This is a genomic window from Kutzneria chonburiensis, assembly GCF_028622115.1.
GTDB lineage: Bacteria > Actinomycetota > Actinomycetes > Mycobacteriales > Pseudonocardiaceae > Kutzneria > Kutzneria chonburiensis.
On record NZ_CP097263.1, the window covers coordinates 6,875,671 to 6,890,351 of the forward strand.

At 69.1% G+C, this 14,681-nt stretch carries 14 protein-coding genes; 5 read left to right on the forward strand and 9 right to left on the reverse strand.

Annotated elements, in window-relative coordinates:
• Positions 1-28: 28 nt before the first annotated feature.
• Positions 29-355, forward strand: a complete 327-nt coding sequence (locus tag M3Q35_RS31505) for a hypothetical protein (RefSeq protein ID WP_273936173.1) — start codon at positions 29-31, stop codon at positions 353-355.
• Positions 356-380: 25 nt separating this feature from the next.
• On the opposite strand, the gene M3Q35_RS31510 is transcribed toward M3Q35_RS31505, so the two are convergent.
• The 4 genes from M3Q35_RS31510 to M3Q35_RS31525 all read right to left on the reverse strand — a co-directional run bounded on the left by M3Q35_RS31510 (position 381) and on the right by M3Q35_RS31525 (position 4,479).
• Positions 381-1,367 (reverse strand): Ppx/GppA family phosphatase, encoded by a 987-nt coding sequence (locus M3Q35_RS31510; protein ID WP_273936174.1) that lies wholly within the window; start codon positions 1,365-1,367, stop codon positions 381-383.
• Positions 1,368-1,452: 85 nt separating this feature from the next.
• Positions 1,453-2,133, reverse strand: coding sequence for a response regulator transcription factor (locus M3Q35_RS31515; protein WP_043721293.1), 681 nt, complete (start codon positions 2,131-2,133; stop codon positions 1,453-1,455).
• Positions 2,130-3,398, reverse strand: a complete 1,269-nt coding sequence (locus tag M3Q35_RS31520) for a sensor histidine kinase (protein ID WP_379794223.1) — start codon at positions 3,396-3,398, stop codon at positions 2,130-2,132. The genes M3Q35_RS31515 and M3Q35_RS31520 overlap by 4 nt, the downstream gene beginning before the upstream one ends.
• A 211-nt stretch (positions 3,399-3,609) precedes the next feature.
• Entirely contained in the window at positions 3,610-4,479 is an 870-nt protein-coding gene (locus tag M3Q35_RS31525; RefSeq protein WP_273936176.1) for an oxidoreductase, read from the reverse strand.
• A 58-nt stretch (positions 4,480-4,537) separates the two neighbouring features.
• Between M3Q35_RS31525 and M3Q35_RS31530 the strand changes: the two genes are divergently transcribed.
• Positions 4,538-5,191, forward strand: a complete 654-nt coding sequence (locus M3Q35_RS31530) for a helix-turn-helix transcriptional regulator (RefSeq protein ID WP_273936177.1) — start codon at positions 4,538-4,540, stop codon at positions 5,189-5,191.
• A 42-nt stretch (positions 5,192-5,233) separates the two neighbouring features.
• On the opposite strand, the gene M3Q35_RS31535 is transcribed toward M3Q35_RS31530, so the two are convergent.
• Positions 5,234-5,971, reverse strand: a complete 738-nt coding sequence (locus M3Q35_RS31535) for a phosphoglyceromutase (protein ID WP_273936178.1) — start codon at positions 5,969-5,971, stop codon at positions 5,234-5,236.
• Positions 5,972-6,021: 50 nt separating this feature from the next.
• Between M3Q35_RS31535 and M3Q35_RS31540 the strand changes: the two genes are divergently transcribed.
• Positions 6,022-7,173, forward strand: a complete 1,152-nt coding sequence (locus M3Q35_RS31540; RefSeq protein ID WP_273936179.1) for a hypothetical protein — start codon at positions 6,022-6,024, stop codon at positions 7,171-7,173.
• On the opposite strand, the gene M3Q35_RS31545 is transcribed toward M3Q35_RS31540, so the two are convergent.
• Positions 7,170-7,391, reverse strand: a complete 222-nt coding sequence (locus tag M3Q35_RS31545; protein ID WP_273936180.1) for a hypothetical protein — start codon at positions 7,389-7,391, stop codon at positions 7,170-7,172. The two genes, M3Q35_RS31540 and M3Q35_RS31545, sit on opposite strands and share 4 nt — an antisense overlap.
• A gap of 195 nt (positions 7,392-7,586) precedes the next feature.
• Between M3Q35_RS31545 and M3Q35_RS31550 the strand changes: the two genes are divergently transcribed.
• On the forward strand, positions 7,587-8,012 hold the full coding sequence (locus M3Q35_RS31550) for a hypothetical protein (protein WP_273936181.1): 426 nt from the start codon (positions 7,587-7,589) through the stop codon (positions 8,010-8,012).
• A gap of 52 nt (positions 8,013-8,064) precedes the next feature.
• Positions 8,065-8,583, forward strand: a complete 519-nt coding sequence (locus M3Q35_RS31555) for a GNAT family N-acetyltransferase (RefSeq protein ID WP_273936182.1) — start codon at positions 8,065-8,067, stop codon at positions 8,581-8,583.
• Positions 8,584-8,612: 29 nt separating this feature from the next.
• Here M3Q35_RS31555 and M3Q35_RS31560 read toward each other — a convergent pair whose 3' ends face one another.
• The 3 genes from M3Q35_RS31560 to M3Q35_RS31570 form a co-directional block, all read right to left on the reverse strand.
• Positions 8,613-9,275 (reverse strand): YdcF family protein, encoded by a 663-nt coding sequence (locus M3Q35_RS31560; protein ID WP_273936183.1) that lies wholly within the window; start codon positions 9,273-9,275, stop codon positions 8,613-8,615.
• On the reverse strand, positions 9,269-11,584 hold the full coding sequence (locus tag M3Q35_RS31565) for an NB-ARC domain-containing protein (protein ID WP_273936184.1): 2,316 nt from the start codon (positions 11,582-11,584) through the stop codon (positions 9,269-9,271). The genes M3Q35_RS31560 and M3Q35_RS31565 overlap by 7 nt, the downstream gene beginning before the upstream one ends.
• Before the next feature lie 212 nt (positions 11,585-11,796).
• Positions 11,797-14,634, reverse strand: a complete 2,838-nt coding sequence (locus tag M3Q35_RS31570) for a glycosyl hydrolase family 28-related protein (protein ID WP_273936185.1) — start codon at positions 14,632-14,634, stop codon at positions 11,797-11,799.
• Positions 14,635-14,681: the final 47 nt, after the last annotated feature.

Consider the following 14,681-nt stretch of genomic DNA (forward strand, 5'->3'; position numbering starts at 1 on the left):
CGGCGGGCGGCGGGGGCCGGCCGGCGGCATGGGGGGCGGAGTCTGCTGCTGCGGGCCGGGCGTCGGCGGCTGCTGGATCGGACGCTTCGGCAACTGCGGCGACGAGGTCGCGGCGGGCGGCGTCGGCGGCTGCTGTTGCGGCTGCTGCGGACGCACCGGCGGCTGGGTGCCGACCGTCGTCTCCGCGACGTCGTCGCGGATGGCCATCATCTCGCCGCTGTCCGACAGGACCCGGTCGATGATCGTCTGGGGGGACGTGTCGGACGGCTCGTCGGCCCGGCGGCGACGACGTCTTGGCGCACTGTCCTCGGAGTTGGCCCCGTACTGGGCAAGCAACTCCGCGACCGTGCGCTGACTGCGCTCGGAACCGCTTTCTCGACTCATTGATTCCACCGTGCCCCGAAGTGCGCCGTCCGTCCAGTGTCACCGGGCGGCGCAGCGCCGTCCGTGTGGTCCAGTCGCCGAAGAATGACACCTTCGCGCAGCGCCCATGGGCAGATCTCGAGTTCTGTGAGTGACAACGCTCGCATGGTGGCCTCCGCCACGAGTGCGCCGGCGACCAGCTGGGCCGAACGGCCGGCGCTGACGCCCTCCAGTTCGCCCAGGTCCGCGGCGGACATCCGGGAGATGAACGCGATCAGCTGGCGCAGGCCGGCGTGGGTGAGCACGCGGCGCACCCGCGGCCCCTGGCCGGACGGGGCGGCGCCGGTCAGCCGGGCCAGCGTGCGGAACGTCTTCGAGGTGGCGGCGACCAGGTCCGGCTCGCCCAGCCGCAGCACCCGCTTGGCCACCGGGGCGATCTGCTCGTCCAGCCAGTCGACGGTGTCGCGCAGCTCGTGTCGGCTCGGCGGATCGTGCTTGAAGCGGGTCCTGGTGACCCGGCCGGCGCCGAGCGGGATCGAGCAGGCCAGGTCCGGGCTCTCGTCCCGGCCGACGGCGATCTCCAGCGAGCCGCCGCCGATGTCCAGGTTGAGCAGCCGGCCGGCCGACCAGCCGTGCCAGCGGCGCACCGCGAGAAAGGTCAGGCGGGCTTCGTCCTCGCCGGAGAGCACCTGGAGGTCGATGCCGGTCTCCTTGCGGACCCGGTCGAGCACGGCCGCCGAGTTGCCGGCCTCGCGCACCGCGGAGGTGGCGAAGGCCATCAGGTCCTCGCAGCCGAACTGGGTCGCCGACGCCTTGCCGTCGGCCACCGCCTTGACCAGCGAGTCGGCCCCGTGCTTGGACAGCGTGCCGCCGCCGGTGAGCTGCTCGGCCAGCCGCAGCACCGACTTCTCCGACGACATCGGCGTCGGGTGGGCACCACGATGCGCGTCCACCACCAACAGGTGGACAGTGTTCGACCCGACGTCAAGCACCCCTAGGCGCACGCGAAGCACCGTACCTGGCGGGCGTGACAATCCCGTAATCCCCCATCCGGTGAAGCGCTTCCACCGGCTGGGGGACGTCGCGGGATCAGGACTCGAACTTGTAGCCGAGCCCGCGCACGGTGACCAGGTGCTGCGGGGCCGACGGATCCGGTTCGATCTTGGACCGCAGCCGCTTGACGTGCACGTCCAGCGTCTTGGTGTCGCCGACGTAGTCCGCGCCCCACACCCGGTCGATGAGCTGGCCCCTGGTCAGTACCCGGCCGACGTTGCGCAGCAGGTACTCCAGCAGGTCGAACTCCTTGAGCGGCAGCGAGACCTCGGCGCCGTCGACGGTCACCACGTGCCGCTCGACGTCCATCCGCACCGGCCCGGCCTCCAGGACCTGCGGCAGCAGCTCCTCGGACTCGCCGCCGCGGCGCAGCACGGCCCGGATGCGGGCGATCAGCTCACGGGCCGAGTACGGCTTGGTGACGTAGTCGTCGGCGCCGAGCTCGAGGCCGACGACCTTGTCGATCTCGCTGTCCCGGGCCGTGACCATGATCACCGGCACGGCCGAGCGCTGGCGCAGCGCCTTGCACACGTCGGTGCCGCTCATGCCGGGCAGCATCAGGTCGAGCAGCACGATGTCGGCGCCGTTGCGGTCGAACTCCTCGAGCGCCTCCTGGCCGGTGCCGGCCAGTGCGGCGGTGAAGCCCTCCTTGCGCAGCAGGAAGGCCAGCGGGTCGGCGAAGGATTCCTCGTCCTCGACGATCAACACCCTGGTCATGCTTTTCCTCCATGATCGCCGTCAACGGCATCGGCACCGTCGGCCCCGGTCGGGACGAGCCTGGTGTCTCCGGTCGGGACGTGCCCGTTGTTCCTGTCCACGGCCGGTTCGGGCCGCGTTGCATCCGGTTCATCGCCGTCCCGCGGCGCGGGCGCGCCGTGGGCCGGGATCCGCAGCGTGAAGGTCGACCCGGTGCCGGGCAGACTCCACAGCTTCACCTCGCCGCCGTGGTTCACGGCGATGTGCTTGACGATGGCCAGCCCGAGACCCGTGCCGCCGGTCATGCGTGATCGGGCCGGGTCGGCCCGGTAGAACCGCTCGAACACGCGGTGCTGCTGGTCGGGGGCGATGCCCATGCCGCGGTCGGTGACCGCGATCTCCACGAAGCCGTCCTCGGTGCGGCGGCTGACCGACACCGGGCTGCCCGGCTGCGAGTAGGCGATGGCGTTGTCCAGCAGGTTGCTCAGGGCCGTGACCAGCAGCGTCCGGTCGCCGTCGACGACGAGGTCGCTGGTGTCGTCCACGGTGATCTCGATGCCGGCCGACTCGGCGGCCAGCCGACTGCGGCCCAGCGCCTCGCGGACGACCTCGTCCACGCCGATCGGCGTCAGCTCCGGCAGCTGCTCGGCCCCCTGGAGCCGGGACAGCGCGATCAGCTCCGTGACCAGCCGGCCCAGCCGGGTCGCCTCGTGCAGGATCTTGCTGCTGAACCGGCGCACCTCGACCTGGTCGTCGGCCGCATCCAGGACGGCTTCGGCCAGCAGCGCCAGCGCGCCGACCGGGGTCTTGAGCTCGTGGCTGACGTTGGCCACGAAGTCGCGGCGGATCGCCTCCAGCCGGACGGCCTCGGATTCGTCGCTGGCGTCGACCACGGTGAAGCCGTCGCCCAGCGGCCGGACCTCGCCGCGCACCGCCTCGGGCTGCCGGCCGCCGCGCGACTGCAACGGCGACAGGTCGACCTCCATCACCTCGCCTGACGCGGCGACCAGCTCGGCCGCCTTGCGGGCCCGGTCGTCGACCTGGCTGCCCCGGACCACGCCAAGGGCCGCGGCGCGCGGGTTGTGCAGCACGACGTCGCCGAAGTGGTTGAGGACGACCACGCCGTTGTGCGCGGAGTGCACGACGCGTTGGACGAGGTCGGAAACGGTCAGCACGACCGGCTGCGACGCGGCCCGTCTGGCCGACGCGCGGCCGATGAGGGAACCAACCAGCAAGCCGATCACCAGTAGGCCGATCGACAGGGCGAGATAGCCCGATGCGGTCACGAGACGCATCGTAAGCAGGTCAGGGGCCTGCCGGCCTACCCCTCGACCAGCAACCGTGACACCGGTGACACCTCCGAACGGCACTGTTCCACGGGCCGTCAGCTCCCGTTCACCCACTCGTGTCCTAGCGATGACACATGCGCTTCCTACGTGGCATTGGACGCCACATAGGAAGCGCATGTGACAACTGGGCCACTCGGGTGGATGAACGTCAGGCGATGGCGTCGAGGGTGGCGACGTCGTCGGCCGACAGGCGCAGCGACGCGCCGGCGACGTTCTCCTCCAGGTGGGCCAGCGACGACGTGCCCGGGATGGCCAGCAGGTTCGGCGAACGCTGGAGCAGCCAGGCCAGCGCGACCTGCGGCACCGTGGCGTTGTACTGCTCGGCGATGGCCTTCAGGCGGGGGTCGTCGACCAGCTCGAAGCCGCCGAGCGGGAAGAACGGCACGTAGGCGATGCCCTGCTCGGCGCAGATGCGGACGAGCGCCTCGTCGCCCCGGTTGGCGATGTTGTAGAGGTTCTGCACGCAGACAACCGGCGCGATCTTCTGGGCCTCAGCCAGCATGTCGGCAGTGACGTTGCTCACACCGAGCTCGCCGATCAGGCCCTGCTCCCGCAGCTGGGCCAGCACCGTGAACGGCTCCTCGACGGAACGGTCCTCGGGCTGGGCGAAGCCCGGCATGCGGAGGTTGACCACGCCGATCTGGTCGACGCCGAGCCGCTTGAGGTTGTCGTGCACGGCCTCGCGCAGCTCGTCCGGCGTCAGCGCCTCCGGCCAGCCGCCGTCCGGCGTGCGGCGGGCGCCGACCTTCGTGACCAGCACGATGTCGTCGTTGTACGGGTGCAGGGCCTCGCGGAGCAGCTCGTTGGCCACGTACGGGCCGTAGTAGTCGCTGGTGTCGATGTGGTTGACGCCCAGCTCGACGGCCCGCCGCAGCACGGCGATCGCCTCGTCGTGATCACGGGGCGGGCCCATGATGTTCGGGCCGGTCAGCCGCATCGTGCCGTAGCCGAGCCGCGCAATCGACCGTCCGCCGAGCTCCCAGTGCCCTGCCTTGGTGGCGGAGATGTTCGAAGTCATGACCCAAGCCTGGCCTTCGCGGCGGGCGAACGCCCATGGTTGGCCAGAAGTGTCCACGATGGCGGAGACTGACATCGTGGAGCACGTCGTCGTCCTGCACGGGGAGCAGGAGCTGCTGGCCCGGGCTCAGCACCTGTTCATGGCCAAGAGCGAGTTCACCTGCGCCGCACAGGACATGTCCACCTGGGGCGTGTTGGAGTCGCGGGCCGGGCTCATCGACCGGATGCGCCGGCGCCTGGCGACCGGCGTGCGGGTGCGCAAGGTCTACAACGCCGAAGTGCTGGTGGAGGCCGAGGAATTGACCCGGCTGGCCGAGATCGGCGTGGGGATCCGGATCTCCCGCACCCCGATGTCCCACGAGACGATCATCATCGACCGGCGCATCGCGATCACCGCCGGTCCGCCGGTCGACGGCGTGCGCAACTACGCCATCGTGCAGGCGCCGGACGTGGTCGCCGGGCTGGCCATGCTTTTCGAGGCAACCTGGGACTCCGGCGTCGACCTGGCCGAGTTCGACGGGCCGGCCCTGGACGAGCGCAACCGCGAGGTTGCCCAGATGCTCGGCAGCGGGCTGACCGACGAGGCGTCGGCGCGCAAGCTCGGGCTGTCGCTGCGGACGTACCGGCGGCGGGTGGCCGAGCTGATGGAGCTGCTCGAGGCCGACTCCCGGTTCCAGGCCGGGCTGCGGGCCCGTGACCTGGGCGTGCGTTAGGGCCGACGCCGTTGGCGGCCCCGCGTTTGATCAGCTCTGGGCTCAGCGTCCCTGGTTGGCGACGGCCTTGATGGCGTCGGCGGCCGCGTCCGGGTCGAGGTAGGTGCCGCCCGGCGTGACCGGCCGCAGGTTCTCGTCCAGGTCGTAGCGCAGCGGGATGCCGGTCGGGATGTTCAGCTTGGCGATCGCGTCGTCGGAGACGCCGTCCAGGTGCTTGACCAGGGCCCGCAGCGAGTTGCCGTGCGCCGCGACCAGCACCGTCTTGCCGGCCTTGAGGTCCGGCACGATCGCCGACTCCCAGTACGGCAGCAGGCGGGTGACGACGTCCTTCAGGCACTCCGTGCGCGGGGCCGTGGGGCCGAGGTCGGCGTAGCGCGGGTCGGCGTCCTGGCTGAACTCGCTGCCCAGCTCGATCTCCGGCGGCGGGGTGTCGTACGAGCGGCGCCAGAGCATGAACTGCTCCTCGCCGTACTCGTCCAGGGTCTGCTTCTTGTTCTTGCCCTGGAGGGCGCCGTAGTGCCGCTCGTTGAGGCGCCAGTCGCGGCGGACCGGGATCCAGTGCCGGTCGGCGGCGTCCAGCGCGATGTTGGCCGTCGAGATGGCACGGCGCAGCAGCGAGGTGTGCAGCACGTCGGGCAGCAGGCCGGCGGACTTCAGCAGCTCACCGCCGCGCTTGGCCTCCGCGAGCCCCTTCTCGGACAGGGGCACGTCCACCCAACCGGTGAACAGGTTCTCGGCGTTCCAGACGCTCTCACCGTGACGAAGCAGGACAAGGCTCATGGCCGCAAGCCTGCCAGACGGGCGGTGGTGATCCACTACGGTCATCACCTGTGAAGCTCCTGTCGGCGGTCGCCGCCCTGCTGCTGGTCACCTCCGGTGTCGCCCAGGCCGCTCCCGTGTGCGATGAGCACGTGCTCGGCACCGCCGAGCACTACGAGGTCGGCGGCACCACGCTCCGTGTCTACGGCAGCGACGGCAGCGTGGCCGTCGAGGACAACCGCGTGCCGCGGAATTTGCGCTTCGGAACGGCCGTCAGCACCTCGACCTTCGTCAGCGGGGCCTCGCGGGCCGGGTCGCGGTTCCTGTTCGACGGGCTCGACCTGGACGTCGACAATGCCGACGGCACAAGGACTCTCACCCTCGGCATCGGTTCCGCGCAGGCCAAGTGGGTCGCGCCGCTGCGGATCACCGTGCACGCCGCCGAGGTGCCCATCGATCTTTCGCCGGCCGGCACCGAGATCATCACCATGGAGCCGGTCGACGGCGGCTACGTGCTTCGTGGTTACCCAGCGTTGCCGTTCACGCGACCGCACGTGTTGGCCACCTACCCCGCCGCGCTCGGCGGGCTCGGTTTCATGTCCGCGCAGTACGAGGGCGCCCTGCGCTTCGGCGTTTCCGACATCCGCTTCCCGCTGGCCTACGGGGACGACCGGATCTACTCCGTCACCGAGTCCGGCACCGTCGTCTCCGCTGCTCGGGGCGGCCAGTTCGCGCCGTTGCAGGCCCCCGACGGCAGCATCGCCGACGGTTTCCAGCTCAGCGCCGACGGCGTCGCCCTCGTGCACACCTTCGCCGGCTACTGGCTGCTCAAGCACGGCCAGTTCAAAGCGTTGCCCGACGCCTGGTTCACCGGTGTCGACTTCGCCTCCGGCGTGCTGTCCCCCGGCGGCCGGTCCTTCGCCTTCGGCATCTCCGCGCCGTCGCCGACCGTGCCGACGCAGGTGGTCACCGTCGACCTGTCTTCCGGCGCTCGGCGGACGTACTCCCTGCTCGACGTGTCGTTGCCGTCCGTCGCCGGGCTCGCCTACTCCGTGCGGCAGCCCGGGCGGCTCTACCTGTTGCGGCACAGCCACCCCATCAGCATCCACCAGCCCGTCACGACCCAGTTGGAGTCGTTGGACCTTAGTTCCGGTGTGGCCACCGCAATCGGTTCCGCGATCCCCGAGTTCGCGCCCCGGCTGTTCCCGGCCGACGTCGCCTAGAGCGGCGGGCACAGTCCCGGCAGCGCCGAGTCCCCTTCGCACAGGAAGCAGACGCGGCCCGCGTTCACCGTCCTCGGCACTCCGCCGAGCACGCCCAGCACCGGGTGCGCGATCTCGCCGACGCCGCCGCACAGGTGACACACCGTGCGGGGTTCGCGGTAGTCCGGGAGCAGCTCTTCGTCTTCCTCGTCGCCGCCCATGTCAGGTCCTCGACCCATGCACGGCACGGTACAACGCGTTGATCAGCAGCGATACCGGCAATTGAGCGCCGATCCGGTGAAACTCGCCCGGTGGTCGTACCCTGGTAGCCGCGCGCCCCGTCCCTCCCCCCATGACGGAGGCGAGCACGACTGCCCCGGCACCTACCCCCTGGTCCGGGGCAGTCCCATATCCGTACGGCTACCGTCGGTCCCGTGCAACTGCCTCGCGGCGCCACCGGCTTCTGGTCCGCCTCCGCCACGCCGCCCGTCAACGTTCGCACCTTCAAGTCGCTCGGGTATTCGGTCGGTCCTGTCGTGTCTTTCCAATCGGCAGGCGTCACCCCCAACTTCCACCTGCTCACCCTCCGGCTCCCCGCCGGTGATCTCGGCGTCATCTGCCATGAGCTGCTGCCGTTGATCGCCTTCGTCACCGTTCCCCTCATCGACTGCTCATTGACCTTCGTCTCCCGCCCCGAACTGGTCCCGTCCTTCCCCGGCTTCGAGGCCCTCACCGCCGAGGACTTGCACACCCCCGTCAGCCGCGCCGACCTCTCCCTGCTGGACGCGGCCGAACACCGCCAGATCCGCCACTGGCGTCCCGCCACCGTCGGCGAGATCCTGTTCAACCACTGGGACTGATGCCGTTGTCCCACCGGGAAAACGGCTTGGCGCCCGGTGAGACGATCCGGTGATGAGCAGGTTGACCTTGCGCCCGGTGACGCCGAACGACTGGCCCGCAGTGCACTCTTGGGGCAGCCTGCCGCAGTTCTGCCGTTTCCAGCCGTGGGGGCCGAACACCGAGGAGGAATCGCGGGCGCACGTGCGGGCCGCGATCGACGCCTGGTCCCGTACTCCGCGGGAGCGCTGGGTGTTCCTCTCGTGCGTGGACGGGCAGCCGATCGGCTCCGGCGAGGTGAAGATCCACAGCGTTGGCCACCGACAGGGCGAGATCGCGTATGGCGTGCATCCTGACCTCTGGGGTCGCGGTCTCGGCACCAGCATCGGCAATGCGTTGCTGGCCGTCGGCTTCGGGCAACTGAACCTGCACCGAATCCACGCCACCTGCGATCCCCGCAACCTCGGCTCCGCCCGCCTTCTCCGCCGCCTCGGCATGACCTACGAAGGCCGGCTGCGGCACACCCTCCTGCTCCGCGACGGCTGGCGCGACTCTGACGTGTTCAGCATCCTCGACAACGAATGGCCCACCTGAAATCGTCCATTGTGGACGTTACCACCCCGCTAACCGAGACCTGCCCGGCGGACAAGGCCGAAGTGCGTTCCGCCGGACTGGAATTCGTCCAGCCGGAAGATCCGCTGCGGCGACCGGTCGTGCATTTCGTGCAGACCTCGAAGCTCGCCCAACAGCTCGGCCCGTATGTCCGCCGCGGCCGGATCGATCGCGCCGCTGGCGAAACCAGCGTCCACCACACCGGGGCATCGGAGGGCCGCGGCTTGATAGCGGAGTTCCTCGAACAAACGGCGACTGCGCTGCGTCGGTGCGAGCCCTGCGACTCGATCGCCGTCGCCCACCAAATGTTTCTCGGCGGCCAGGGTTAGGGATCGGACGGCGTTCTCCCGGCCATTGCAGGCGGATTCCTCCAGCGTCACGGCCGTCGGCGGCAGGCCGTCAGCGATGGCCACGGAGGCGAGGAACGCGGCCTCGGAGATCCCCAACCCGGCGAGACCGCCAGAGTCTTTGCCGATACCGCCGGAGAATACGATGTGCCGGACCAAGCCCTCGGCGTACAGTTGCGCCGCGGCCCGGCCGACCTCGGCATCGGCACAGGAGAAGACGACGAGCAGCCGCGCCGGGTCACCGGGCGAGACCGGGCGGCCGTGCGGGCCGGCCATCAGGCCGGCGAGTACACGGAAGTCACTATCGGACAGGCTCGCGGTCACCACGTGTCGGATCCGTTCGAGGCCGGGGGGATCGGACCGGAACCCCGCACGACGTCCAGGCGCTGCCGGACGACCGCGGCTTCCGGTGAACTCTTGTCGCGAAGAATCTCATAGCTGCGTTCCAACGCGTCCGCAGCACCCCGCTGATCGCCGGTCGACACACACAGGTCAGCAGCGAGCGCCAACGCCCTGGCCTCAGGGATGGCCATGCCATGGTCACGAAAGACTTCGATCGCACTGCCGATGGCGTCCAGCGCAGCCTTGACGTCGCGCTGGGCGATGTACAACTCAGTCTGTCGTACGAGGGCATAACCGCACGTGCCAGCGTGCCTGACCGTTCTCGTCCCGTTTTCGCCGATCGGCCAGGCGTAGGACAGCGCGGTGTCCAGCCGTTTCTGCGCTTCGTCGAAGCGCCCTTGGCAGCGGTGCACTTCGCTGAGCGGCACGCTGAGCGAAGCGATCGGGTTCTCGTTGTCCGGCAGGGCGCAAAGCTTTTTCTCGACCGCACGGTAGGCCTTCTCCGCGCGGCGTAACGAGGTTGTCGACTGGTCGAGTCTGGCCAACAACAGTTTCGTGTCCGCGATCTCACGGGCGAGAGTGAGCGCAAGTTCCGGCCCCAGATGGGCCGCCATCCGACGACTACGCTTGAACGCCCGCGTGACGCCGATGCAATCACTACGGGCCCGAGCTCGCACGGCCTCGTCGCTCACCTCCGTTCGAATGCTGTCGGCCAGGTTTCGCAGGCGAACCATGCCGATCCGAGCCTGATTACGCAGCAGCAGAGCATAGGTACGGCGGTCACCGGTCGCCTTCGCGACTTGCAGTCCGCGAGCCGTGATCTCCGACCAGGAAGTCCAATAACCACCTCGTTCGAGGAGATAGAAGAGAGAGAACGCCAGGCGCGCAGCACCCGCGTGCGGCGGCGAGGCGGCACAGCCCGCACGGACCAGCGCCACCAGGTTGAGGTACTGACTTTCCAGCCATTGACTGACTTCGGCATCGTTACGACCAATGTGCCAGGATGTCTCATCTCTGGCCGGCCAAGCGTCCAAGGCCCGCGTGTCGGCCATGGGGTTCCTCTTGTTGACCACATCAAATGCGTGGTTCACGGCCAGGTAGTACCCGTCCAGCAACCGATTGACGGTCGCTCGGTGGACACCAGCGTCGTCGGCCTTGGCCAGCGCCCGCCCGTAATCACGGGCAAGATCCAGCATCGCGAAGCTCGGCGCGTCCGTCTCAAGGAGACCGACGTTGACAAGCTTCAACAGCAGCCGAGCCGCCTCCAGCAAGTCTGTGCCCGCGACCAGTGCGGCGCTGTACACGGTCACCGGGCGTCCGACATGCTCGGCCAGCAGCCGGAAGAGCCTCCTGGCATCGTCGTCCAACTTCTCGTAGGACGTCTCGAAGATCCTCTCCAGCCTGCCCTCGCTCGACACCCAGGCGTCGAAGACCTTCAACGCCGTCTGTCGACCGCTGAGTTCGCGCTCCAGCGAGGCCAGCGTCATTCCGAGTTCATCGTTCGACACCAGAGAGGCCACGATGCACAACGCGATCGGCAGCCCACACGCGTAGTCGAGCACAGCGCGCGCGGATTCCTCGTCGAAGTCACGGGGATCACCGATGGCCGCCTTCAGCAGGTTCATGGCATCCGGTGGCTGCATCCTGGTGAGCCTCAGCGTATGCACCTGCCGAACACCAGGCGTGGTGAACTGGCCCGGTGGGCCACCCCGCCGGGTGATGATGATCAGCGCGCCACCACGAGCCGGCAGCAGTTCCCGGATGAGGTCGGCGTCGGCAACATCGTCGAGGACGATGATCACTTTGCGGTCGGCGAGGATGCTCTTGAACTCCAACGCCGCTTCTGGCCCATCGCCTCGTTCGGGCCCATCAGATCCCAGCTGCGCTCGGAGCTGCTTGAGTGCACCCAGCTCGCGGATCGGCTGTTCTCCCGAGTACCCGCGCATCTCGAGCACGATCACACCGTCCGGGTAACGCTCAGTTCGTGCCGGATCGCAGGCCCACCGCAAGGCCAGCGCCGTCTTTCCCACGCCCGGTGGTCCGCACACGAAGACCACATCCGGCGGAGTGTTGTCATCCTGGGCCACACCGATAGTGTCGAGCAACGCCAGTTCTTTCGTGCGGGCGACGAACAAGTCCGGCGCGTGGAAAGCCCGGCCATCGACAGGCCAGTGTTCACCCGCGGGGCGCTGCGAATTGATGGTCACCGGCCCCTGGATGGTGCCGGCCTGCACGACGGGGCCGTTGACCTCACCGTTCTGGTTGTTGTTCGTGTCGCCGTCGCGCGCAACCATGGCCCCTCCTCGGCCGCCAAGCTCCCGGCGAGATACATCGGCCGCGGCGTCGAGATGTGACGGGCGCTTGCCGGGGTTCGGCCTATCGAGTGAGCGTCACGCTCTGCCGGCGGATACCGATCGATCCGTGCTGCCGACGGCTCGGTGCAAGGTCCAACCGACGCGCAGTGCGTCGACCTGCGGAATGGCGCTTCCGCAGGTCGACGCGGCGGTCAGACGGCGATCCGGTGCCGGTGCAGCAGGTAGCGGTTGACCAGCTCGACCTGCGCGTCGGTCAGCGCGACGTCGAAGAACACGGCGGTGGACAGCTCGCCGGTGAACTCCAGGCCGCCGCCGCTGCCCAGGGAGAACGCGGTCCAGTTGACGTCCTGCATGCCGTCGAAGCGCTTGGTGTCGTACGGCTGGCCGTTGGCCCAGGTCTGCAAGACCCGGGCGGTCGGGTTGGCACGGACGGTGTACCGCAAGGCATGCACGATCCACGCGGTGTCGGATCCGGCGGCGTTGACGGCGGTGCCGTAGCCGCCGACGTTCGCCACGCCCCAGTAGTGGCCGGACATCCAGAGGTTGCCGGTTTGGAGGAAAGGCTGGCCACGGCTGACCAAGAACACGGTGGCCTCGCCGGACGTGGTCGTGGGCATCGGGAGGGTGTAGTTGCCGGCGGTGAAGGACAACGCGGGCAAGCCGTTGATCACATTGGCCCGGTAGACGGCGGGGGTGGTTCCCGTGGCCAGCTTGGCCACCCGCTGGGGCGAAGCGTGGTCGGCGAGCTCGACGAAGGTCATGCCGTCCTGAGCCGCCAAGGGATGCGGCGGGTCGGCGGGGTTCGGGTTCTGTGCCCCGTCCGCCCGGAAGTAGGCGACGAGCCCGGGCAAGGTGAGCAACGGATCGCCGGCGACCGGGGCGGGCACGGTCAAGGCGGGCGGGACGATCCCGCCGACCCCGATCCGCGCCGACGCGCCGACCCGGGCGGTGGTGGTGACGAGCTCCGGCCGGTCGGGCGGCAGGCCGGTGAAGGTGCCCTGCCACAACGGGCCGTCGACCGCGACCAAGGCCTGGACGTCCGGCACGACGTACTCCGTGAACGACCGCTCGATGCTGCACCACCCGCCGGGCCGACCGGACGTGGCGATGCCGGCGTTGCGGTCCTGGGAGATCAACCGCACGTAGGCCGCGCCGGGTTCGATGAGGCCACCCTGGCAGTCCCGGATGGTCAACTGCGGCAGCCCGACGTCCGAAGCCAGCGTGATCCGGAAGTAGCTGTCACGGACCGACGTGGTCTCCAGATCGAAGGCGAAGTTGTCGAACTGTACGACGTTCGGCTCGTAGAGCCGCACCGGCGCCTCGCAGTCCGGCGAATTGCTCGGGCTGACGAAGACGTCGCGGACCGTCAGCCCGCTGCGGACGGCGGTGATCGCCGACCGGCCGTAACTGCTGAACCCGAGGTTGTCGCCGCGGAACATCCAGCCGTAGCCGTAGATGCCGGTGTCGCTCTGGCCGTTGAACTCGCAGTCCCGCACGTTGATCGTGTAGGCGACGCCGAGGTGGTAGGCGCTCAGACCCTGCGCGTAATCCTCGACGACCACGTCCTTCATGCTGAAGTAGTAGACCAACCCGAGCGCGACGGCCTGGCCGTACGGCTTGAAGGTGACGTTGACCGGAACCCGCTTCCCGGTGCTGTCCTTGCCGATGTTGACCCGATCGGCCTGGATGGTCAGGTGTTCGATGGCGTTGTACGAGATGTTGTCCCCGTATGCGCCTTCGACATCGTTGAGGTTCGACACCAGCAGGCCGTAGCCACGGTCGATGAGGTCGGAGCACCAGGGGATGGTGAAGTCCGGCCGCAGCGCGGTTTTGTCCGCCCCGCCGCTGGTCGGGTTCATCCGCACGGCCTCGTCCATGGGCAGGGTGGCGAATCCGCCGTCCTGCGGGACGAGCAGGTCGAGGTCGGTCTGCTGCCGGCCCGACAGCGTCTTCTGCGGCGGATTCGCGCCCGGTGTCAGGGTTTCCACGACGTACCGCGGCGCCGCGGTGAGCCGGAGCGCGGCAAAGGTGAGGTCCTGCCCGGGATTCGGTGAATTGATCGCACCGGCCGGCCGCCAACTGCCCTGCGCCGGGCTCAGGACACCGAGTTGGAACGGCGAGGCGTCGTTGGCCACGAAGCTCAGCGGCGTGCCCGGCATGAAGTCGTTGAGCTGACTGGTGTCGACAGGAACCTGCACCAGCGCCGCCGAACGAGCCGTGTGACCGACCCACGCCGCGGCGCCGGCCGGATCGGCCAGGTCCAGCTGAAGGGAACAACGCAGCAGCGGCTCGCTGCCGTCGAACGGAATGCCCAGTTCCCGGTACAGGCCATCGGTCGTCCGGAAGCAGAACCGCACGTACGTCTGTGTGCCGGCCACCCGCACCTGGGCGTACCAGGGCGCCGGTCGCCCGTCGAAATCGACCATGCCGAACAACGGCTGGAAATCCACCCAGGGGCCGGGACTGTTGTTCTGCACCACGAAGTCCAGCGTCAGCTGCGACACCGACGCCCAGTTGTCCACGGCGATCCGCGAACCGCCGATCGTCGGCCCGAGCGCGAACGGCGACGCCGGCAGCGAAACCGTGACCCGTTCACCGTCCGCGGCCAGGCGATATCCCCACCGCTGCCCCACCGAGTCGTCCAGGATCCCCGAGAGATCGGCCCAGTGGCCCGTGCTCATCGGCGTCGTCCGGGTGCCCCGGTAGAGGCCGAAGATGAACGCCGGGGTCATCGCGCTGGTCGAGATCACCGACCGCCTCGCGTCGTCGCCGACGATCCGGACCCGGCTCTTGTCGACGATCACCGAGCGGTCGAGCCGGTATCGGCCCTGCCCGACGACCTTCCCGTCCTTGTCGATCACGTTCGGCGCCGCCGGCACATAGACGATGCCGCCGCCGTAGTTGACGTCGTTGTCGATCGCGTCCACCGCCGCCTGGAACGCCGCGGTGCAGTCCGTCACCCCGTCCGGGACAGCGCCGTGGTCGAGCACGTTGACCCGGACCGGAGCCGGGCCTGTCGAAGTAGTCATGGTCCCCGACGGTGAACCCCGTCGCCGCCGGCGGCTGCGCTTCACCG